Below are 20,169 nucleotides of genomic sequence, written 5' to 3' on the forward strand. Positions count from 1 at the left end.
AGTATAAACGAAAAGTCCCCTGCCATGGCAGGGGACTTTTTTTATTTATCGTTAGCGAGATAATAGTCCCACATAATTTTAAAGACTTTTTCCTTCAGTGCTGGTACATCGTCTTTAGTGAGTCCGGCGGTAGGAACAGGAGGGAGGAAGTGATAATCGATGTGGTGTGGCCAAGCGTAGAATCCTTTACCTGCTGGGTTGACGATTTTCGTATGAAACAGCAGGGAGGGGATGATGGGTACTTGTGCATCGATAGCGAGGGTGAAGGCGCCATCATAGAAGGGCTTCAGTGGTTCGCCGGTACGATTGCGGGTACCTTCCGGATAGAGGAGCATGTGCATTCCCATATCGAGTGCGTTACGCATTTGAATAATACTGTTTTTACGGCTTGTTTCGTCGCTTCTGTCGACGAGGATACCGCCGATGCGATACAGTACGCCAAACAGCGGGATTTTGCCCATAGATGCCTTTGCCAGTGTTTTGTTGACGCCAGGTACACCGGGAGTGGTCACGGGCACGTCGATGAGTGCGTTGTGGTTACATACCACTACGTAAGTCTGGCCTTTGGCGAAGTGTTCCCGTCCTTTGGTGCGGACGGGGCATCCGATCAGGGGCATATATACTTTCATCCAGAAGCGCCCGATGGTAAGGAAGACCTTAGAGGGGGTCGGTTCGGAGAAGAATGAAGATATCCAGATGGGGATAAAAACAATCAGGAGTGTGCCTGCAAAGAGGAGCAAGGCATATGCTGCGAAGATTGTTCCCAGGATTTTTTTTATCATTTTCATATAGCCGTTCTCTTTCGCTGTTCAGCGTATGCAGCTAATATATTAATTTTATTTTACTCGGAATTAAAGTCGCCAATCCACTGGTTCTATGCCTGCTTTAGAAAGGATTTCGTTGGTTTTAGAGAAGTGTTTGCAACCGAAGAATCCTTTGTCAGCGCTGAACGGAGAGGGGTGAGCGGCTTTAAGAATATGATGTTTGGTGGCGTCTACGAGGATTTGTTTATCCTGTGCGAAGCGGCCCCAGAGTAAGAATACGACGTCTTTTTTCTGGTCGGAGATTTTACGGATGACCGCATCGGTAAAGGTTTCCCAGCCAATTTTTGAGTGTGAAGCGGGTTCGTGGGCGCGCACGGTGAGGATTGCGTTGAGGAGGAGTACGCCGTGATCTGCCCATTTGGAGAGGTTGCCGCCGGTTGGAGGTTCCAGTCCCAGGTCCGTTTTCATTTCTTTATAAATATTTACGAGAGATGGGGGAGGTTTTACGCCATCCTGAACGGAGAAGCAGAGGCCATGTGCTTGTCCGGGGCCGTGGTATGGATCTTGTCCGAGAATGACTACTTTTACCTTGTCGAAGGGTGTTTTGTCGAAGGCATTAAAGATCTCATTTCCGCCAGGGTAGATGGTTTTGCCGAGGGCTCTCTCGTGTTTGAGAAACATGACAATCTGTTCGAAATACGATTTCTGGAATTCATCTTTGAGGGCATCCTTCCAGCTTGATTCAATTTTTACGTCCATAGTAATCACAACATTATCGAAAAAAAATAAAATTAATTTGTTTTTTTAAACAAAAAATTTATACATTTGCACTCCCAAAACGATAGATAAATATACAAAATATCTGTCAAGATGGACGGGATGTCTCGGTAGCTCAGCTGGATAGAGCAACTGCCTTCTAAGCAGTAGGTCATTGGTTCGAATCCAATCCGGGACACAAATTAAACCGCTATACTATAGCGGTTTTTTTGTTTTTATACCTATCGGATTATATGAATGAAGGTTTAAAAGTTGACAGTCTAAAATTTCATAGACATATTATGATCTCCTTTCCCTTTCTGCTTATTGAGTTCCTTCAGTTGTGATAAGATCGTGTCTCCCTACAACAGTGCTAAGGAATATTTATATCCTTCATCTTTTACCTACCGCGAATTAGTTTGTGTAAATAATAGTCACTTCTTTGTTCAGGTTTTTAAGAAGTAAATGTGTTTTCATCGTATATCCGTTGGTGGTATCTGCTCCATGAATGCAGAGAGTGTCGTTCGTTTTCCATTGCATGCGCGGATATCTGCGGCTGCCTAGAATGGTGTTTTCCGGTTTGTATCCAACAGTTGGAAGGCTTCCTTCCACCAGACAGATACCATAAGATGTACTGGTGGTGGCTCCACAGTCTGTTTCTTCCAGTATAGCCTGAATTGTTTTATTGGGGTTGGATATACGTGCTGTAATTTCGGAATTGCATTCGCCTGCAATATTACAGCTGGTCACCAATAAAGCGCAGCTTAATAAAAGCAGGTTGTTAGATGAAAATAGTTTCAGCGACATAAATTGTTTTGATGGAAAAATCATAGGAACAATTAAAGCATTTAAGATTTAAAATGCTGCAATTATTTTTACATGAAAATTTTTTTGGGGTAAATATTGCCTCTTTCAGCAATGACTAATCATTGTTCTTATCGATACTGTAATCATTATTTTCTTCATCCTCTTCGCCATAATTTTCTTCTTCATTATCCTCATCGCTACCTGGCACATCCAGGGATTCATCTTCATTTAATAAATCTCCTTCGTCATCTGTCATATCTACTTCTGCCTTATGCATGCGGACTTCATCTTCATAAGCGGGGTCTTCGTTGGCCGCTTCGTCCAATAATTCGCGTTCTGTTTCGCTTACATTGCTGTCGTCACTAAGGGCGGTGTCATTGTTGTCGTCAAGCACGCCTTCCCCTTCTTCATCTGCGGAAGAGGCTGTGTCTGGCCCCATTTTCTCTACTTTATAATTTTCTTGTCCGGGAATATCGCTTACTTCCGGAAGGTCCATTTTGATGTCTTTTTTATGCTTTTTCATCACATTATATTTTACAAAATGACCCGAAATAATCATGCCATGGGTATTAATTATGGGTGAATGTTACAGCTTGTTTTTATGGAAGGTTGTCGTTAAATCTATTACCTTCATCTCACCTAATTAAAATCATATGACAAACCTTTCTACACAGCAACCCTATTGCACCATTATTAATCAACAACATGTAGCAGTAGTTGTTTTCGGTAACGAGCTGGATGAGTGGATGGACTACGCGATGGATGCAGGAGATCCATTCTGGTATATTCTAGGAACAGATGCATGGTTTGAAGAACAGATGATGGATGGACAGTTATCGCTCGTTGCGCGTACCTATGATGAAACTTATTTCCATTGCCCTATTGAACCGCGGGTCATAGAATTACTGAAGAACGAGAATGGCATCATTGTTCTCTTTCCAAAATTTCCATTGAAAGCAGAAGATATCAAGCAAACATCTGATCTGGAAGAATTGAGCCATTGGATGATGCATGAAATAGGAGAAGAAAATATGGACGGACTGATTTATTGTTTTTATACAGAGGAGGATAAGAAGAAGTATCATGGGGAAGATGTATAAACTAATCAGGAAATACGCCATTTAAATATCAGGTAAGGATGTTCGAGCCATGATAAGTTTACCAGTACCTTCAAAATAGATTAACTAGTATAATTAAGCATTTAATGGAAAAATGTGACTTCTTTCACGCACTAATATTGCGAATATTAAGCAATGTAGAAAGTGGAAATAAGTTTTATGACTATCTTATGGGAGTTCTGCCCTATACTGTTGAAAAAATGGAAAAAAAAGATGCCCATAGCCTATATCTATTACGTCGTGATTTAGGTGACAGAAGTAAAGAACAACTGGAACAATTTAATACAGTTTTGAATAGCATGGAAGAATACTCTGGAGAAGAAGTATTAATTCATACAATTCAGTTTCCTGAAAAATTTTTCTTGTTTTTTACTGGAAGTAAGGTAGAATATTATTTGGGTTATATCGAAGTCCCCTATAGAGAGTCGGAATAGAGACTAGATTTAATCCAACAGACTTTTCTAAAAGAAATCTTTAAACTTAGACTTGGTAAATATGGTATTGATAATCCGGTAGTACAAGTCGGAGGGATGGGTATATAATGGATACTTTAGTCAAATAAAGACAAATGGAAGAACGATTTAAATACGCTATATGTATACTTCTTTTTTCTATGATTTTTTCAAACTGCAAAGTGAAGGATAATCATCAATTGAAATATAGACCGAATAATTATCTTGATAATTATAGAGATTCATTTGGAAGTGATTATTTCAGTAGAAGTATACAAATGCGGGTATATGTTGATAGTATTGATAATTTAGATCCATCAAGTATACCCTACTTTGTATTTGATGAGTGTTTCGATTTGCAGCCAGTTTATTGGAAGAGCCTTCATACACCAATGTCGTTAAGATTGTATGTCATTGAACGAGTGAAGTCTAGATTTCAAATTGAAAAGCTGATGACAACATTGCAAAATGTTGAAAAGTTCGACTCATGCAAATCAGATTATAAAATACCGTTTAAAAATAAATCCTTCTTTGACCTATTGAAGATTGATTTAGAACGACGAACTTCAAACAGAAAGATAGCTGCTGCGGAAGATGGCAATGATTTGCCTTCAAAATAATAGTTATGTTGAGCTTAATAATTGAGGATTGTGTTAATCTTGATGACTTACTAGTCAGTTTGTCGCATTATTTTAAAGAAACCGTATCAATAGCTTATCTTGATATAGATAGTGAATTGAGTGAGGATATTGATGTCGTGCTTGAATGTGTTCCTATGAAAGGTGATGTATGTTGGGAGGTATGTATTTATTCACATTTGAAGTTGGATATAAAAGAGCTATCTGTTTACTTGTGCCGTTATTTTAAAACTAGAATAATAATAGGTGATGATCAGATTAACCCCTTTACCTGGATTTTAATTACGGCAACAGGTAAAGAACAAAGTGTGGAACAGATACCCAATGACGAGGGATTGTTCTTATTTAAACGTTAGATTTAATGCCATTGCAGACAATACAACGGACTCAATGAACGTATCCCTTATTCTTTTCTAAGTTTATTATAGAAGCTTGCCAGCGACAGTTGATTAAGTAATTCCCTATTGAAGTAAAATGGATCTAATAGTATCATGTTGATCACGATTTTGATGATGCATCACATAGTTGGTGCCGTTAGTCGATACGCTAGTGTATCTTTAGGTTATGCAAAATAGTAATTATGAATGATGAGGAATTATTATTCTGAAAGTTGACTTCTGAGAGCTTTTTGTGTCATACTCAGGATTTTTAAAAAACCTAAGATAAATGTGTTCAGAAGCCCAATTAGATATATCCAAGTCTTTGAGGTAAAACAATTTATTATGGATATTCATTCAATTTCAAAATATTTAGTAAGCCAAAATATTAAATTAAAGGGTTGTAGTGTTTCTGAAATGAAAAGATTGGAACGCTATTTTGAGTTGACCTTACCTTCTACGTATGTGGAATTTTTATATTATATGGGGAAGGGAGCTGGGAGTTATATGGAAGGATCATCAGTTTTTTTAGATGAGATTTATATCTTAAAACCAGATTTTGAGGAATTACTATTAGAACGAGGTCTCTCTTTGCCAGCTAATGCATTTGTATTTTGGGCTCATCAAGGATATCAATTTGCTTTCTTTTGTACTGATGAAGGTGATAATCCCCCAGTGTATTTTTATTATGAAGGCAAAAACGCTATTGAGCAGAAAGAAAATTATCTGACTGATTTCTTTACGGCTCAATTACCGATGTCTGGGTTTGATCTGATGTAATGATCATATATCGCCACAACCCTATGAAATACTTTATGCTTAAACTTTTATCCACCTTTCTACTCCTTGTTTTTTTATTTTCCTGTTCCGAACCGGGGGCTCGCGTGAATACGCCTACGTCAGCTGTGCTGTCGGCCAGAGATAATCGTATCACCTTTGAAACCATTAAAGATAATGTGCATATTCAGTGTGGAATCACGGGTATTGAGATCCCGGGTTCAGGGATCAGTCCTGTATATGTGGATGGGAGAGGGCCCGATAGCCTTGTGATGATTGATTATAACCAGGATGGGAATTTTATTCTATTGGTATTGATAAATGATATTGATAGAACAGGAGCCTCTCATTTAATGGGTATTAAGCTGGGTGCTGGCATGGAAGAGCCCGTGGAATTTAAAACTTCTGGCGATTTCAGTGATACATTGAATATTAAATCGCATTTGCTGATCGTTCAGGGTAATGAATACCTGTATGCATGTAACTCAGATACCATTAAATTCGGGAAAAGAATGATTAGTATAGATAAATATAAATGGTCGCGACAAGAAGGCTATTTTACATTTTTGGGCAGCAAAGTATTCGATAGTCTACCTGCTAAGACGGAAGACTTCAAGTTCTGAAAATCTCACTTCAAAAACTCGCAAAAATGTCTCTGAAAGCTATTTTTATTAGCTTATTACTCTTGTTTACTTATGCTATTTCTATGGCATGTGATTGCGTAATGATGGCTCCTGTGACTGCATATGTTCCCAAGTCTGATTATATCCTGGTGGTAAAAGCGCGGGATATACAAAGCACCGGCGATCCCGAAATAGACAACTATTACCCGGGAGTGAACGCTCAAATTGAAGTTGTAGGTGTAATAAAAGGAAAATCAGCGCCTGGGGATTTGCTGGAATTTGCGCCACATAGCGTTTCTAATTGTTCATTGAAGTTCAAGAAAGACCATACTTATCTGGTATTTGCTTATAAAGATGGAGACAACTTTGCAGTATATGATTGTTCCTGGTCTGGGGATATAACTGATAAAAGAGTACGTAAAGATATTAAGGAATTATACAGATATATGAAGAGACATAAATAAGTGAGACAAAATGATTAATTGCCTGTAATACATATATCATATCACTCCAAATAATTAGATGATGAACAAAGGTTCCAATCCCTCCGAAACCAATATGGAAGCAGTTATTCAGGAACTGGACGCTTTCATATTAGATTATTCTTCACAGATGAGTAAATATCTGATCGATTTCGGTCGAAACGAGGAGTGGAGACTATTTATCGCGGAAAGATTACATAGATTAATCACCATCCCTAAATATGAGATCGCTAAATGGAGTGATGTCGCAGATAATGACCTGAAATGCTGGCTGAGTATATTACAGTCTGAATTTGCGCCCAATGAAACCTATCTTGAAACTGTCCGTAAACATCTTATCGACAGAACAGATGACAGTGAGACGGCCGGGATTAATCTTTTAATGAAGATGAATGATCCTCAATTGGGTCAAATCTTAATCGATAAATTGAAGAAATTGCCATTTCAGTCGCAAAATTCGGATAGGTTATTATTCTATATCAATAAGCTTAGAGCGATGAAGTTTCATCTACCTGATGAGCTGAAAGAAAAAATTGATCTCTACAATAAAGCTGTTGATCACGACTGGCAGAAAATAGATTTTCCATAGAGGATAAGTACCTTTGCCGACATGAGACATATTGATGAAGTATACCCATTTCAAGTCCGTAAAGTGAGTCCCGTTGAACTCCCATTAGTACTGCAGCTGTTGAAAGAAGCTGCCACAGCTATTCATCAAAAGGGACTGGATCAATGGAATACCTGGTTGAACCCTGACCAGGAAAGTATTGCCTGGATTGAAGAAGGCATCGCCAATCAGGAATTTTACTTTGTAGAGAATATCTCCAATGAACTGATGGGTATGTATCGACTCTCATCAGCTGACGAACGCTATTGGGGACAACAATCCGCGAAAGCAGGCTATGTCCATTCTTTAGTAGTCAGAAAACAATTTGCAGGTGAAAACTTAGGTACAAAGATCCTGAACTATATAGGTGATTGCCTCGAGGAACAAGCTATCCTCTTACTGCGACTGGATTGTAACGCTGCCAACAAATGGCTTTGCCTCTACTATGAAAGCCAGGGATTTGCGCAGGTCGGTACAAAGCAGATGCCACATTCGCTCAATAATTTATATGAGAAAGTGTTGGGGAGATTGCCAGTTGTCTAACTAAATTACCTATACTAAGACGCTATTCCTCCGGATTAAATATATATTCCAGATACTCATTTATAGCTGTTTCATTATTTAATCGAACAATGGAACAAGCATTCCAGTCCACCAGGATAAGCGGAAATTGCGTGCCTAATTGATAGAGTACGGGAAATATCGGTTTACAGATTATTTCTTTCGGTGGATAGTAGTCTATCAGGAAAATATTTTTGACAACATCATCCAGCGATTCCACCACGATGGCATATTTGTCAAATCCATAAGCTGCTGCATGCTCCACTATCTCTACATAACTGCCATAGCCGGTTTTTACCGTACCAAATACTTGCGTGCATTGCGGCGTTAGTGCACTATTTAATGCGGCTGCACTGATTTTTAATTCACTGATGTTGACAGGAGTTTGGTCTCTGATGATGATACTGGTGAATCCCATTACTCCTTCTTCTTGTGGAGGGAAGCCTTCCATCTGTTCTACCGTATTAGCATAATTTTGTTCAGGAATGATCTCAACTTGGTTAAGGTCATCTTCATGAAAATATATTTCGGGCGTCATACGCAATAGTGCTTTAATCTTAAGAAAAAATTGTTTCAAGAATATGCTAAGATAAGAGAAATGTAATATCGGATCCGTGCTAAATTATTGAAAAACCTCTTTTCAATTTGATCTGTTCATTATCTTGCTGATAGCGCGATTCAGTGTGAATGATAATGAACGGATCATTCAAAAATGAACAGAAATGAATAAGGTTATTTTATGGTGTTCTCCTACATTTGATGCTTAAAAATAACCAGATCATGAAATCCTTTTACAGTAATGATTACCTCATTGAGGTAAATGAAAAACGATGTGCAGAGTATTTAGCTGCCAGTCAACAGTTCAGTAGTAAATTCACCGTTATGGTCGTGATTTACTCAGCGATGTCGGCTTCTCTATGGTCAATTTGTAGAGATGTATTAACAGCGGGATTTAAGAACAACTTTATGTTGTGGACTTTTTTGCTTTTTGCCTTGTGTTATGGACTATCGATCCTATTTACATTTCTGCTTTTAATTCCTGATGAAAAGATTGCTATTGAGGGGCCTGCTTATTATTCGAATGTGCTCAAAAAATTTCTTGAGAAAGCAGTGCCCAAACATCAAATTCCATTATCAACAGTTATCGACAAAGAGTTGTCCAGTTATTATTTGGCAGATATAGAAAGAGTCGCAGCAGAATTTCACTCACAAATGGAATGGAAACGGCTTTGCTATACACGTAGTTTCTTCTTCACTGCTATTGCTTTTGCACTTTATTTTATTTGCCTTGCCATTCGTTTTTTTATGTAATAGCAGTTTGCTGCTTCAAACATTTATATTCCAGAATTTCAACATTCATCCATTTTATTAACTATTAAATGAATATTTATGTATCGCAAATTTGTTAAGTGGTATATTAAACGCCAACAACGTAAGGCTGCTGCACTTACAGATCCACATAATCCTTTAAGTAAAAACTGGATATTACAGCATCCCTCCTTAACCGAGGTACAGAAGCAATTTATGCTTAATCATCCTCCCATGATAGAGAACGATTTGCTCGGCATTACCTATCCACTCTGGGAAGTCCCGGACAACTCCCCATACGCTTAGTATTCACATCATACCCAGGCAGCGAAAACACGCTGCCTAATTTATTTTATGGACTTCCACATACTGCACGTATACTGTTCCCCGTTTTAGGAAATAAACCATATTTTTACAGTTTCTCACTGCTGTTATGATCGGATCCATTTTAAGCAGGTTGGAAGCCTCCCGCAAAGAACTGCTGGACCTCGGCCTCAGAAATCCCCTGCTCAATTATAAGTTACCCACCGGCAAAGGCCTGCACATCGTGCAGGAACAATCTGCCGCTATTTACCACCTGCTGGTACGCGAAAATAAAGCCATGACTTTCGCCGGGAGAGCCGTTGGAGAGACAGCCAACCCTCAGGACCTCCCAGTCCCCACACCTTCTCCGGAAGCCCTGGAAAAAGGTTATACGGATACCAAATTGCAGACCAATGAAAATAATATCACCCTTCAGCATAAACTACTGAATACCTACTACGCGGCACGTACCAGCCTGGAAGAACAAGGGGTAAACATCCTCTATATTTCCCTCGGTATGCTGCAATGGTTTGAAACGGCATCCAGCGAGGAGCCACGACAAGCCCCTCTCATTCTCGTACCGGTTTCACTGGACCGCAGCAATGTAGGCGATCGGTTCCGACTAAAATATACCCTCGAGGAAGTAGGAGAAAATATCTCCCTGCAAGCTAAAATGAAAGCTGAATTCGGTATCCATATCCCGGAACTCCCGGATGCAGAGGATGTCGATATCAATGAATATTTCAACAGCGTAGCTACCGCCATCCACGGCTTCTCCCGCTGGGAAGTTATCCCCGATGCCATCGAACTGGGCTTCTTCTCCTTCGGTAAGTTCATGATCTATAACGATCTGGATAGCGGCAACTGGCCCGCAGGACAAAAACCAGAAGATCATCCGGTGATCTCCAGCCTCTTCGGCGGCGGATTCCAGGAGAATTCCCCGGAAATCCCTGAAGATGCTTTTATCGATAAAGAAACCAATGCCGCAGAACTATTCCAGGTGGTAGATGCCGATAGCTCTCAGATCATGGCGATGCTCGCCGTGCAACAAGGCCGAAACCTCGTAATACAAGGACCTCCAGGCACCGGGAAATCTCAAACGATCACCAATATCATCGCGGATGCTATCGGCAGAGGAAAAAAAGTCCTCTTCGTGGCTGAAAAACTCGCGGCCCTGGAAGTCGTGAAACGCCGCCTGGATAATATCTACCTCGGCGAAGCATGCCTGGAACTACATAGCCATAAAGCAAATAAGAAAGTCCTCCACCAGGAATTGCGCCGGGTCATGGAACTGGGAAAACCCAACGCAGCCAAACTGCAGGAAGAACTCACCATGCTGGATCGCACCCGGGAAGAACTGAACGATTACTGCATCGCCATTAATACGCCCATTCAACATAGCGGACTTACCCCCCAGCAAATTATCGGTTATCTGCTGCAACTCCGCAAGGATGCAGCAAATGTACCATTACCGCGTATAACCGTTCCCGATATTAATACCTGGAATGCTGTTCGGGCCAATCAGGCTGTAGCCCTCGCGGAACGCATGCAGGCTTGTCTGCGCATGATTGGAATGCCATCCACTGCGCCTTTCCGGGGGGCCAGATTAACCAGTTTGCTCCCCCATGAACAGGAGAAAGTGCAGGCACTGCTGGAAGAAACACGTACTGCCGTTCAACAGCTGGAACAACTATCCATCAACGTAGCAGAATGGCTACAGTTGCCCGTTCCACAACAAATGGCCGTTGCGGAAGTACTCGCGGATATCTGCGAAGTTATTGGTGCGCAGCCTGATATCCGTGGTATCAATGCTGCTCATCCTGCATGGACCAACCAGGGACATCTGATCCGGGAAATCCTGGAGGCAGGCCAGCAAGCAGCTACTTTACGCCAACAATATCAAAATATACTGATCCCGGAAGCATGGGAACAAGAGCTGTTACAAGTGCGCCAGGATTTGCTGGCACATGGCAATAAGTGGTATAAATTCCTCATCGGCAGCTATCGCCGTAGTAAGCAACAACTGGCTGCGCTTTGCCTGCAAGGCCTTCCGGAAGATAATACCACCCGCCTTCAATATGTGGATGATATTATGTCCTGCCGCAGACAGGATGCTATATTGAAAGAAAATAATTCCCTGGTGGAATCCCTGTTCGGTACCCGATGGGAAAAGCTGCACTCCAACTGGGAGCTGCTGCATAAAGCCACCGATTACCTGACAGACGTTCATCTCCGTATCCAGCAAGGGGCCATTCCTGCTGCGGTAGTGGAGTGTTTACAGCGACAAGCAGATCCTGGTCGCGCGACACAGGAAAAAACTAATATCCGTCAGCAGATAGCTAACGTTACTGCTAAACTGCATTCCGTTCTGGATACGCTCCAAATGGATGAACAACAACGTCTTCCTGCACCTTCCCTGCGCCTGGATACTTTTGCAGGCCAGCAACAAACTTTACAGGAATGGCTGACAAAACTGCCGGCTATCACGCATACCATTGCCTGGAATAATATTGCCACCACCGCTCACCAGGATAACCTGGAATGCCTGGTGACAACATCCCTGTCATGGCTGGATGCTGGTGCATGGCTGAAGACGGCATTGCTGAAAAGCTGGTACGAATACCTGATTGAAGAAGCGGTAAGATTACACCCTGAACTGCGGAAGTTCAATCGCTCCAGCCACGAAGAGTTGGTTCGTCAGTTCCAGCGACTGGATACGCTGAATTTACAGTATAACCGTGTCCGTGTGGCATTGCAACATTGGGAACAAATGCCTAAAACAGAGGCAGGCGGACAAATGAATATCCTGAAAATGGAGTTCAATAAAAAGGCTCGTCATATGGCGGTTCGTAAATTGATGCAGGCGGCCGGTTGGGCTATACAGGCCATCAAGCCGGTATTCATGATGAGCCCTATGTCTATCGCGAATTTCCTGCCGCCGGAATCCCTGGAATTTGATCTGGTCATCTTTGATGAGGCCAGCCAGGTAAGACCTGTAGACGCCCTTGGCGCTATTATGCGCGGAAAACAATTGGTAGTAGTGGGAGACACGAAACAATTGCCACCTACCAGCTTCTTCGATTCACTGAATAAAGAATCCGACGATGAAGATAATGTGACGGCAGACATGCAAAGTATTCTTGGCCTCTGTGATGCACAGGGAGCGCCACAACGTATGCTTCGCTGGCACTATCGCAGCAGACACGAATCACTGATCACTTTATCCAATCATGAATTCTACGATAACAAACTGGTAATATTCCCTAGTCCCGGTACAAAGGAACAAGCCGGTCTTGTGTTCCATCATCTCCCCGATACAGCCTATGATCGCGGTAAAACGCGTACTAATCCGCTGGAAGCGGAACGTGTAGCCGATGCCGTTATTGCACATGCGAAGCATTATCCACATCAAAGTTTAGGCGTGGTGGCATTCAGTACTTCACAGCGGGAAGCGATCAGCGATGCGCTGGAGCTCAGAAGAAAACAACATCCTGAACTGGAAAGCTTCTTCACAGGCCATGCAGATGAACCCTTCTTTGTAAAGAACCTGGAGAACGTGCAGGGAGATGAAAGAGAAGTGATCTATATCTCTATCGGTTACGGACGTACGGAGGAAGGGTATGTGGCCATGTCCTTCGGGCCACTGAACAACGATGGTGGAGAAAGACGACTGAACGTACTGATCACCCGCGCGAAAACACGCTGTGAAGTCTTTACCAATATCACTTCCGACGATATTGATGTCAACAGAACGAAAAGTTATGGTATCCATGCGCTCAAGAATTTCCTGTACTATGCGCAGCATGGCCGACTCAATCATACTACCGAAACAGGCATGCCTGCAGATAGTCCTTTTGAAGAGAATGTAGCAGCAATGCTCACCGCCAAAGGATATCAGGTACGTAAACAAGTAGGCGCCAAAGGATTTTATATAGATCTCGCAGTAGTTGATCCGGATTATCCGGGCAGATATCTGCTGGGAATAGAGTGTGATGGCGCTGCTTATCACTCAGCCCGTTCCGCCAGGGACCGCGACAGGCTGCGGCAGCAAGTCCTCGAAGCAATGGGCTGGCGTATTCACCGGATCTGGAGTACCGACTGGTTCCACCATCCGGGCGTTGAGTTGGAACGGCTGGTGGAGGCCATCGAGTCTGCCAAAACTTATCAGGCAGCAGCTGATAAAGACGCCGCAATTGTTCAGGAAGACCTTGAAATGGAAAGAACCATTGTAGCGGCGCCTAAAGAAATTTCCCAATTGTACAGAACAGCGGAATTACCGGAAGATATTCGTCAGCAGGAACTGCATCAGGCCTCTATGGGGCAGTTGTGTAGCTGGATACAACAAGTCGTGGAAGTGGAAAGTCCCGTTCATTTTGACGAACTGGCGCGGCGTATGGTGGAAGCGGCAGGCATTACCCGCGTAGGTCCGCGCATCCGGGAAGTATTGCGTCATGCGGTACGTCATGCGGATGCTGGTAAACGCATAAAAATTAAAGGACAGTTTCTCTGGCATACCGACCTGCCTTCTCCGGAGGTCCGTGACCGTAGTGAACTGCCGTCTGCAGCCCGGAAAGTAAACTATATTGCAGTAGAAGAGATGGGCGTTGCGCTGGAAAAAGTGGTGAAAGATGCTGTGGCTATACAACCTGAAGCCGCTGTACCTTTTATTGCCCGTATGTTTGGCTTTAGTCGCGTAACAGAAGATATGAAGACCGAAATCCTCAAAGCAATTGACACCAATGTGGAGAATAATGTAGTCCAGCTGGAAGGAGAATACCTGAAGGCATAATAACATTATTGAACAGGTGCTGTTATGAAAACGGACATATGTATGTAAAATTACATGTGTTTTTCCTTGTGGGGCAGAAATGAGCTGATTGGCATAGCTGGTGTAGAAATGATCGTAAACGCATATTATGATACGCAACTACCTACTCATTGCCTGGCGTAATCTGATCCGGTATCGGTTTTTTACGCTGATTAACATTACAGGTCTGGCTATTGGTCTGGCAGCATGTTGGATATTAGGGCTGTATGTGTATCACGAAACCAGCTACGATAAATACTTTGATAAGAGTTCCCGCTTGTACAGGGTGGTGAATACAGCCAGCTGGTCTGGCGGGAACCTCAATCTGGCGCCTACTTCAGCGCCGTTTGGGCCGGTCCTGGCCAAAGATTATGAAGAAGTGGAATCCATGACCCGCATTGTGGCAGATGGAAATAATACCCTCGAAACCAATGGAACCCGCTTCGATATAAAATCTCTCTTTATAGCAGATCCTTCTTTTTTTCAGCTGTTTTCCTATCATTTTCTGGCAGGAGACCCAGGCTCGGCAATGAATGCGCCAGAAGGATTGGTACTGACGGAAAGTCTTGCCCGTAAAATGTTTGGCACCGTGGAAAATGCGATGGGGAAGTCGGTGGTGATTAATCCTCCGGCAGTATTTCGGGTAACCGGCGTGGTGCAGGATGTTCCTGCGAATACGCATTTCAACTTTGAGGCGGTGCGCGTATTACAGCCCGATTATCAGGCTGATGGCTGGCAGAACTTCAATATCTATACTTACCTGTTATTGAAGCAAGGGGCAAGTGCCGCTACGTTGCAGCAAAAGATGAAGGGCTTTTATGATAAATACCTGAAGGCGCATATGGGAGAGGGCGTGACCTATAACATGCTGTTACAGCCTGTGCAGGATATTCATTTACATTCCAATATGGACTATGAAATAGGGGCCAATGGTAATATCATTTATGTATACATTTTCATGTGTGCGGCAGTGCTCATTCTGCTGATCGCCTGTATTAATTATATGAATATGTCCACCGCCAGGGCGGTTTCCCGGATACGCGAGGTGGGATTACGCAAGGCGCTGGGCTCCGGCAGATGGCAGGTGGCCGGCCTCTTTATGGCGGATGCGATGATTCTTACTTTCCTCGCAGCGATATTGGCCTGCCTGACGGTGTATATCGTGTTGCCCTATTTTAATAATGTTACCGGGGTACAGTTTAATGTCTGGGATGCAGGTATGGTTCGCACTATTGCCGTTGTTTTGCTGATTACAGCCGTGACAGGACTCTTATCCGGCGCCTATCCTTCTTTGATTATGTCAGGGTTCAATATGGTGGGGAGTTTGAAAGGCAAAGCCAATATTCCTTCCCATAGCCGGTTGCGGAAAGGACTGGTGATTTTTCAGTTCAGTATTGCCATTCTTCTGACAGCCAGCGCAATGGTCGCTTACCGGCAACTGGACTACGTCATGCATACGAATATGGGCTTTAACAGGGACCAGGTGCTGACCTTTCATTTGCCTTCCGTGGAGAGCCGCAATCATATTCCAGCCATGAAACAGCAACTACTGCAAAATCATCTTATACAAGGCGTGGCGGCTGCGAGTAATCCGCTGGGGGGGAATGATATCGGGGGCCATGGTTTTTATTTTGAAGTAGATGGCAAGCTGCCTAGTGCAACGATGTTGGCACAAAACTTCTTTGTAGATGAAGATTTCGTGAATACAATGGAACTGAAAATCCTGCAAGGAAGGAACTTCAGTGTACAGGGGGAAGGCGATCGCTATAACGGAGTACTGATTAATGAAACGCTGGTAAAGAAACTAAATTGGAAAGATCCCATTGGAAAACGAGTGGAGTTTAATGTAGATAAAGATACCAGAGTTTCACGTGTAGTCGTTGGCGTTGTAAATGATTTTCACTATTACTCCTTGCAGCATAAAATAGGGCCGTTGGTGCTGGAAATGGCGCCAGTGGTAAAGATGGAGGATAATCTCTATGTGAAAGTCAGTAAGGAAAACATTCCGGCGGCAGTTGCCCATATCAAAAAAGTCTTTTCACAATTTGACCGCGAACATACTTTTGATTACAGCTTCCTGGATGAAACTTTTGCGAAACAATATGCCAGAGAAAAAGTGCAGGAGAAAATATTCCTGGTGTTTACGGTGCTGGCGTTGTTCATTGCATGTCTGGGTTTATTGGGACTGGCGGCTTTCACTGCGGCACAGCGGAAGAAAGAGATAGGAGTGAGGAAAGTGTTGGGAGCGTCTGTTTGGGGAATAGTGAGATTACTGTCGGCCGACTTTCTGAAACTATTGCTAGTAGCGGTTTTGGTGGCGGTACCACTGGCCTGGTGGTATATGGACAGATGGTTAATGCAGTTTGCTTATCATATTGATGCCGGTCCTGGCATATTTGTACTCACCGCAGCGTTGGTGGTTATAATCGCATTGCTTACGGTGAGTTATCATGCCATTCGGTCGGCGTTAGCGAATCCGGCGCAGAGTCTCAAATCGCCTGATTGATGGATCAGGCGCTTTGGAAGCAGCGCATGCTAATGCTGGCGTTTTGAATTTCTTCGTAAGTGAATTGAATATCTTCCCCTTTATTGATGAGTCCTAAAGTGTATATCATAGGGAGATAATGGTCGTTCGTAGGGATTGATAACATCGCCTCCTGGCCCAGCGTATGATAATTGACAAGATCTTCAAACTGATGGGTCATTAGTTTTTGTTTGACTGTTTCATCAAAGGAGATGGCCCAGTCGAATGGTTTGGCATGTTGTGAAAAAACAATCTGATACAGATTATGAACGATATTTCCACTTCCCATAATCAGTACGCCTTTTTTACGAAGGGCTTTTAATTCTGCCGCCAGTTTGTAGTGGTATGCTGGTGGCTGATGGTAGTCGATGCTCAACTGAAACACGGGGATATCAGCTGCCGGATACATATGTTTCAAAACGGTCCAGGCGCCGTGATCGAGGCCCCAGTGGTCATCTTCCACAACGGTAGTACTGGTAATCAGTTTGCCTGTTTCTTTTGCCAGTTCAGGAGCGCCGGGGGCAGGATATTGCACCTCGTACAGCGCTGGTGGGAATCCGCCAAAATCGTGAATGGTTTTAGGATGCGGTGCTACCAAAACATGGGTGCCTTTTGTCAGCCAGTGTGCCGAAATCACCAGGATAGCGCTGGGTTTATGCGGAAGGGATGTACCCATATGTCCCAATGCCTTTGTGAAAGCATTGTCGCTGATTCCATTCATTGGGTTTCCGTGACCTATAAACATCACTGGCATCAGGTCTGTGCCAGGGAAGTTATCGCTGATATTTTTAAGTTCGTTCAGTTGCATAAACGTTAGTTCAGATTGATATCATAAGCTTCATTGAAGCGTTGATTTATTTTCCGGATGATGGTTTCCGCCGTTTCATATCCTTGTTCAATAGGAATGAGTTTGGTGCCTTTCACCATCAGTATGGAAGGGTAGCTATGTGCGTAGGTGGCTGCTTTTTCAAAAGTGCGCAGTGTTTGTAAGCGCATAGCATCGCTGTGAAAATGTTGCAGGAACTGGTCTGCCGGGATGCCCAGGGATTCGGCGATAGCGATATAGGTATCGTCGTTGCTGAGGTCTTTACCATCTACAAAGCGGGCGTGTTGAATTGCATGGATGAATGTCAGCAGGAGTGCCGGCCATTTATCACTCACGGTCACGATTGCCCTGGAGGGTATTTCGCTATCGAGTACGCGGGAGGCATCCTGGAGGGTACGGAAATAGACGTCTGTAAATTTCGCCCCTGTTCTGTTGGCCACCTGCAAATCATGTGATTGAATATATCTTGCCAGGTGGCTGCTTTGTGGTCTTGCATTTGAACCTGCCCACATTCCGGCAGGTAATACTTCCAGTTGGAGTTGATCTCCGTAGTGGGCCGCCAGTTTTTCCACCTGTTCACTGGCGCCATAGCACCATCCACAATAGGGGTCCATTACATAAATCAATTTCATATTTCGATATTTAGAAATGTAATTATTAATATTACAGTTTGGTGTAAAAAATTTTTAACCGAACTGTTGACTGAAATCAGCCAGGGTAACAAGTTGTAATTTACGGATTAAAGTGCCTTCTACCTCGGCATAGAGGTGATCCAGGTGTATATTTATCTGTTTGCCCACTTCGCAATCGGGGTTGGGAGTGTTTCGGCTGTTTCCTAGCAGGGAGGACTGTCGTACGGCCTGGTAGATATCTGACAGGAGGATATTAGCGGCTGGTTTGGCAAGGGTAGCGCCGCCATTTTTGCCTTCTTTACTTTCAATCAGGCCATGGTTGCGGAGATTACTGATTTCCTTGCGTACCAGCACTGGGTTACAGTTGATACTGCCGGCAATATGTTCTGAAGACAGCAATTCCCCTTCTGCCCTGGCCATCAGGGTCAGAATATGTAAAGAGATGGGAAATCTGCCGTTATTCATTCTGTAATTTATGTTGTTACAGTACAAAGGTACAATAAAGTCCTTAGAAAGAAAAATTATCGATGGTGGCTAAGGAAGAAATAGACCACAGAAGCGGCTATCAGCAGCATTACGATCAGCAGGATGACGCATCCGTTTTTATTAGGCTTTTTAATGGCGTGGGTGAGTCCTCTTGAAGCCAGGAGGGTATCTACATCCTGTTTGGCATGGAGGAGGGTCATCTCCTGGCCGCCAAGCTTGTTCATTTCAGTGTGGTAGTACCGGACGCCATGGATGAGGCCGTGGTTCAGACAGAGGTCTACCGCCTGATCGGCGATGGCCTTTTTTGCCTGGATCTGCGTTCTGGTGGAGGGGGAACCGGGCAGGACAGCTCTGTGGCAGTGGTTGCACACTACAATAACGTCGGAGGATTTTTTTTCAGGTACAGTGCGAATTACATCATTGCTGCCGCAAAAAGGGCAGACAGAGGCAAGGTCTTGTACAGTGCTCATTAATGGAATATCAGTTTTTATAACTGATGGAAGATAACAAAACATTTCGGGATTAGCTCCCGAAATGTTTATTGCTTTTTAAGATGGTCCTTGAAAACCTTCTTAAACTTATCCAGTTTGGGCTTGATAACGAAGTAGCAGTAAGGTTGGGAACCATTCTGGTTATAATAGTTCTGGTGATAGTCTTCCGCCTTATAAAATACCTTGAAAGGCGCGATTTCTGTCACGATAGGCTTATCATAAGCGCCAGATTCCTGCAGTTTCTTTTTGTAATATTCCGCTTTTTCTTTTTGTTCTTCGTTGTGATAGAAGATAACCGAACGGTACTGCGTACCAACGTCATTGCCCTGGCGATTCAGCTGGGTAGGGTCGTGGCTGATCCAGAAAGCCTGGAGCAGCTCATCGTAGCTCACTTTGGTGGTATCGTAAGTGACCTGGATAACTTCCGCATGACCGGTGGTGCCTTCACAAACCTGTTCGTAAGTGGGATTGGGAACGGAACCGCCGGAATAACCGGATTCCACTTTTACCACTCCGTCCAGGTATTGAAACTGCGCTTCTGTGCACCAGAAGCAGCCACCACCGAAGGTTGCCACCTGATAATTGCTGTTGTGCGTATTTACATCCATATCTTTTGGAACTTTTTCTTTTTTATTTTGAGCGCAGGCAAACAGCGCTAATGTTATCAGGAAAATAAATATTGAGTATTTTCGCATAAGAATCAGTTTTATCATTGGTATAGCCCGACAGTATTTGTTAGACCTGAATTATGCCCAAAATTTACATCGTCTAATATTATTTACGTGTAAAATGATACAACAGAGCAACAAGTTAAGTAACTTTAACATTCT

General features: G+C 43.2%; 23 protein-coding genes and 1 tRNA gene. 14 read left to right on the forward strand and 10 right to left on the reverse strand.

Going from position 1 to position 20,169, the window contains the following annotated elements; all coding sequences use genetic code 11:
* Window positions 1-41 precede the first annotated feature (41 nt).
* Together CLV59_RS04895 and ung are read right to left on the reverse strand one after the other, a co-directional pair.
* Window positions 42-788 carry a lysophospholipid acyltransferase family protein gene (locus CLV59_RS04895; RefSeq protein ID WP_111590869.1) on the reverse strand — a complete coding sequence of 249 codons (747 nt, stop codon included), beginning with the start codon at window positions 786-788 and terminating at the stop codon, window positions 42-44.
* Window positions 789-851: 63 nt separating this feature from the next.
* Complete coding sequence (ung, locus tag CLV59_RS04900; protein ID WP_111590870.1) at window positions 852-1,523, reverse strand: uracil-DNA glycosylase; 672 nt, start codon at window positions 1,521-1,523, stop codon at window positions 852-854.
* A 122-nt stretch (window positions 1,524-1,645) separates the two neighbouring features.
* Here ung and CLV59_RS04905 point away from each other — a divergent pair.
* Window positions 1,646-1,719 (forward strand) — tRNA-Arg (locus CLV59_RS04905).
* 215 nt (window positions 1,720-1,934) lie between these two features.
* Here the strand turns inward: CLV59_RS04905 and CLV59_RS04910 are convergent.
* Together CLV59_RS04910 and CLV59_RS04915 are read right to left on the reverse strand one after the other, a co-directional pair.
* Window positions 1,935-2,351, reverse strand: coding sequence for a hypothetical protein (locus CLV59_RS04910; RefSeq protein ID WP_211323724.1), 417 nt, complete (start codon window positions 2,349-2,351; stop codon window positions 1,935-1,937).
* A 91-nt stretch (window positions 2,352-2,442) separates the two neighbouring features.
* Window positions 2,443-2,850 (reverse strand): hypothetical protein, encoded by a 408-nt coding sequence (locus CLV59_RS04915; protein WP_146616128.1) that lies wholly within the window; start codon window positions 2,848-2,850, stop codon window positions 2,443-2,445.
* A 130-nt stretch (window positions 2,851-2,980) separates the two neighbouring features.
* Here CLV59_RS04915 and CLV59_RS04920 point away from each other — a divergent pair, with 130 nt between their 5' ends.
* The 9 genes from CLV59_RS04920 to CLV59_RS04960 all read left to right on the forward strand — a co-directional run bounded on the left by CLV59_RS04920 (window position 2,981) and on the right by CLV59_RS04960 (window position 7,944).
* Window positions 2,981-3,427, forward strand: coding sequence for a hypothetical protein (locus CLV59_RS04920; protein WP_111590873.1), 447 nt, complete (start codon window positions 2,981-2,983; stop codon window positions 3,425-3,427).
* Between the two features lie 104 nt (window positions 3,428-3,531).
* Window positions 3,532-3,879: a hypothetical protein gene (locus CLV59_RS04925; RefSeq protein WP_111590874.1), complete on the forward strand. Its 348-nt coding sequence runs from the start codon at window positions 3,532-3,534 to the stop codon at window positions 3,877-3,879.
* 134 nt (window positions 3,880-4,013) lie between these two features.
* Window positions 4,014-4,517 (forward strand): hypothetical protein, encoded by a 504-nt coding sequence (locus CLV59_RS04930; protein ID WP_111590875.1) that lies wholly within the window; start codon window positions 4,014-4,016, stop codon window positions 4,515-4,517.
* Window positions 4,518-4,522: 5 nt separating this feature from the next.
* Window positions 4,523-4,891, forward strand: coding sequence for a hypothetical protein (locus CLV59_RS04935; protein ID WP_111590876.1), 369 nt, complete (start codon window positions 4,523-4,525; stop codon window positions 4,889-4,891).
* A 366-nt stretch (window positions 4,892-5,257) separates the two neighbouring features.
* Window positions 5,258-5,692: an SMI1/KNR4 family protein gene (locus tag CLV59_RS04940; RefSeq protein WP_111590877.1), complete on the forward strand. Its 435-nt coding sequence runs from the start codon at window positions 5,258-5,260 to the stop codon at window positions 5,690-5,692.
* 35 nt (window positions 5,693-5,727) lie between these two features.
* Window positions 5,728-6,312 (forward strand): hypothetical protein, encoded by a 585-nt coding sequence (locus CLV59_RS04945; protein ID WP_146616129.1) that lies wholly within the window; start codon window positions 5,728-5,730, stop codon window positions 6,310-6,312.
* Window positions 6,313-6,338: 26 nt separating this feature from the next.
* Window positions 6,339-6,776 carry a hypothetical protein gene (locus CLV59_RS04950; RefSeq protein ID WP_111590879.1) on the forward strand — a complete coding sequence of 146 codons (438 nt, stop codon included), beginning with the start codon at window positions 6,339-6,341 and terminating at the stop codon, window positions 6,774-6,776.
* A gap of 58 nt (window positions 6,777-6,834) precedes the next feature.
* Window positions 6,835-7,383 (forward strand): hypothetical protein, encoded by a 549-nt coding sequence (locus CLV59_RS04955; RefSeq protein WP_211323726.1) that lies wholly within the window; start codon window positions 6,835-6,837, stop codon window positions 7,381-7,383.
* A gap of 21 nt (window positions 7,384-7,404) precedes the next feature.
* On the forward strand, window positions 7,405-7,944 hold the full coding sequence (locus CLV59_RS04960) for a GNAT family N-acetyltransferase (RefSeq protein WP_111590881.1): 540 nt from the start codon (window positions 7,405-7,407) through the stop codon (window positions 7,942-7,944).
* A gap of 22 nt (window positions 7,945-7,966) precedes the next feature.
* On the opposite strand, the gene CLV59_RS04965 is transcribed toward CLV59_RS04960, so the two are convergent.
* On the reverse strand, window positions 7,967-8,500 hold the full coding sequence (locus CLV59_RS04965) for a hypothetical protein (protein WP_111590882.1): 534 nt from the start codon (window positions 8,498-8,500) through the stop codon (window positions 7,967-7,969).
* 242 nt (window positions 8,501-8,742) lie between these two features.
* Here CLV59_RS04965 and CLV59_RS04970 point away from each other — a divergent pair, with 242 nt between their 5' ends.
* The 4 genes from CLV59_RS04970 (at window position 8,743) to CLV59_RS04985 (ending at window position 16,886) form a co-directional block, all read left to right on the forward strand.
* Window positions 8,743-9,273, forward strand: a complete 531-nt coding sequence (locus tag CLV59_RS04970; RefSeq protein ID WP_111590883.1) for a hypothetical protein — start codon at window positions 8,743-8,745, stop codon at window positions 9,271-9,273.
* 78 nt (window positions 9,274-9,351) lie between these two features.
* Window positions 9,352-9,576, forward strand: coding sequence for a hypothetical protein (locus CLV59_RS04975; protein WP_111590884.1), 225 nt, complete (start codon window positions 9,352-9,354; stop codon window positions 9,574-9,576).
* 127 nt (window positions 9,577-9,703) lie between these two features.
* Complete coding sequence (locus tag CLV59_RS04980) at window positions 9,704-14,362, forward strand: DUF3320 domain-containing protein (protein ID WP_111590885.1); 4,659 nt, start codon at window positions 9,704-9,706, stop codon at window positions 14,360-14,362.
* A gap of 127 nt (window positions 14,363-14,489) precedes the next feature.
* Window positions 14,490-16,886 (forward strand): ABC transporter permease, encoded by a 2,397-nt coding sequence (locus CLV59_RS04985; protein WP_111590886.1) that lies wholly within the window; start codon window positions 14,490-14,492, stop codon window positions 16,884-16,886.
* Window positions 16,887-16,890: 4 nt separating this feature from the next.
* Here the strand turns inward: CLV59_RS04985 and ygiD are convergent, their stop codons facing one another.
* The 5 genes from ygiD to msrA form a co-directional block, all read right to left on the reverse strand.
* Window positions 16,891-17,712, reverse strand: a complete 822-nt coding sequence (gene ygiD / locus CLV59_RS04990) for a 4,5-DOPA-extradiol-dioxygenase (RefSeq protein WP_111590887.1) — start codon at window positions 17,710-17,712, stop codon at window positions 16,891-16,893.
* Between the two features lie 5 nt (window positions 17,713-17,717).
* Complete coding sequence (locus CLV59_RS04995) at window positions 17,718-18,362, reverse strand: DsbA family protein (RefSeq protein WP_111590888.1); 645 nt, start codon at window positions 18,360-18,362, stop codon at window positions 17,718-17,720.
* A 54-nt stretch (window positions 18,363-18,416) separates the two neighbouring features.
* Window positions 18,417-18,827, reverse strand: a complete 411-nt coding sequence (locus CLV59_RS05000; RefSeq protein WP_111590889.1) for an Rrf2 family transcriptional regulator — start codon at window positions 18,825-18,827, stop codon at window positions 18,417-18,419.
* Window positions 18,828-18,883: 56 nt separating this feature from the next.
* Window positions 18,884-19,318 carry a hypothetical protein gene (locus CLV59_RS05005; protein ID WP_111590890.1) on the reverse strand — a complete coding sequence of 145 codons (435 nt, stop codon included), beginning with the start codon at window positions 19,316-19,318 and terminating at the stop codon, window positions 18,884-18,886.
* Window positions 19,319-19,386: 68 nt separating this feature from the next.
* Window positions 19,387-20,034, reverse strand: coding sequence for a peptide-methionine (S)-S-oxide reductase MsrA (msrA, locus tag CLV59_RS05010; RefSeq protein ID WP_111590891.1), 648 nt, complete (start codon window positions 20,032-20,034; stop codon window positions 19,387-19,389).
* Window positions 20,035-20,169: the final 135 nt, after the last annotated feature.

Origin of the sequence: Chitinophaga dinghuensis (assembly GCF_003259435.1) — a bacterium.
In the GTDB taxonomy this organism is placed as follows: domain Bacteria; phylum Bacteroidota; class Bacteroidia; order Chitinophagales; family Chitinophagaceae; genus Chitinophaga; species Chitinophaga dinghuensis.

What these genes read in the sequence shown, in the direction of transcription:
- CLV59_RS04895 (WP_111590869.1), bottom strand. Translation starts at nt 788, where the DNA reads ATGAAAATGATAAAAAAAATCCTGGGAACAATCTTCGCAGCATATGCC.
- ung (WP_111590870.1), bottom strand. Translation starts at nt 1,523, where the DNA reads ATGGACGTAAAAATTGAATCAAGCTGGAAGGATGCCCTCAAAGATGAA.
- CLV59_RS04910 (WP_211323724.1), bottom strand. Translation starts at nt 2,351, where the DNA reads ATGATTTTTCCATCAAAACAATTTATGTCGCTGAAACTATTTTCATCT.
- CLV59_RS04915 (WP_146616128.1), bottom strand. Translation starts at nt 2,850, where the DNA reads ATGAAAAAGCATAAAAAAGACATCAAAATGGACCTTCCGGAAGTAAGC.
- CLV59_RS04920 (WP_111590873.1), top strand. Translation starts at nt 2,981, where the DNA reads ATGACAAACCTTTCTACACAGCAACCCTATTGCACCATTATTAATCAA.
- CLV59_RS04925 (WP_111590874.1), top strand. Translation starts at nt 3,532, where the DNA reads ATGGAAAAATGTGACTTCTTTCACGCACTAATATTGCGAATATTAAGC.
- CLV59_RS04930 (WP_111590875.1), top strand. Translation starts at nt 4,014, where the DNA reads ATGGAAGAACGATTTAAATACGCTATATGTATACTTCTTTTTTCTATG.
- CLV59_RS04935 (WP_111590876.1), top strand. Translation starts at nt 4,523, where the DNA reads ATGTTGAGCTTAATAATTGAGGATTGTGTTAATCTTGATGACTTACTA.
- CLV59_RS04940 (WP_111590877.1), top strand. Translation starts at nt 5,258, where the DNA reads ATGGATATTCATTCAATTTCAAAATATTTAGTAAGCCAAAATATTAAA.
- CLV59_RS04945 (WP_146616129.1), top strand. Translation starts at nt 5,728, where the DNA reads ATGCTTAAACTTTTATCCACCTTTCTACTCCTTGTTTTTTTATTTTCC.
- CLV59_RS04950 (WP_111590879.1), top strand. Translation starts at nt 6,339, where the DNA reads ATGTCTCTGAAAGCTATTTTTATTAGCTTATTACTCTTGTTTACTTAT.
- CLV59_RS04955 (WP_211323726.1), top strand. Translation starts at nt 6,835, where the DNA reads ATGATGAACAAAGGTTCCAATCCCTCCGAAACCAATATGGAAGCAGTT.
- CLV59_RS04960 (WP_111590881.1), top strand. Translation starts at nt 7,405, where the DNA reads ATGAGACATATTGATGAAGTATACCCATTTCAAGTCCGTAAAGTGAGT.
- CLV59_RS04965 (WP_111590882.1), bottom strand. Translation starts at nt 8,500, where the DNA reads ATGACGCCCGAAATATATTTTCATGAAGATGACCTTAACCAAGTTGAG.
- CLV59_RS04970 (WP_111590883.1), top strand. Translation starts at nt 8,743, where the DNA reads ATGAAATCCTTTTACAGTAATGATTACCTCATTGAGGTAAATGAAAAA.
- CLV59_RS04975 (WP_111590884.1), top strand. Translation starts at nt 9,352, where the DNA reads ATGTATCGCAAATTTGTTAAGTGGTATATTAAACGCCAACAACGTAAG.
- CLV59_RS04980 (WP_111590885.1), top strand. Translation starts at nt 9,704, where the DNA reads ATGATCGGATCCATTTTAAGCAGGTTGGAAGCCTCCCGCAAAGAACTG.
- CLV59_RS04985 (WP_111590886.1), top strand. Translation starts at nt 14,490, where the DNA reads ATGATACGCAACTACCTACTCATTGCCTGGCGTAATCTGATCCGGTAT.
- ygiD (WP_111590887.1), bottom strand. Translation starts at nt 17,712, where the DNA reads ATGCAACTGAACGAACTTAAAAATATCAGCGATAACTTCCCTGGCACA.
- CLV59_RS04995 (WP_111590888.1), bottom strand. Translation starts at nt 18,362, where the DNA reads ATGAAATTGATTTATGTAATGGACCCCTATTGTGGATGGTGCTATGGC.
- CLV59_RS05000 (WP_111590889.1), bottom strand. Translation starts at nt 18,827, where the DNA reads ATGAATAACGGCAGATTTCCCATCTCTTTACATATTCTGACCCTGATG.
- CLV59_RS05005 (WP_111590890.1), bottom strand. Translation starts at nt 19,318, where the DNA reads ATGAGCACTGTACAAGACCTTGCCTCTGTCTGCCCTTTTTGCGGCAGC.
- msrA (WP_111590891.1), bottom strand. Translation starts at nt 20,034, where the DNA reads ATGCGAAAATACTCAATATTTATTTTCCTGATAACATTAGCGCTGTTT.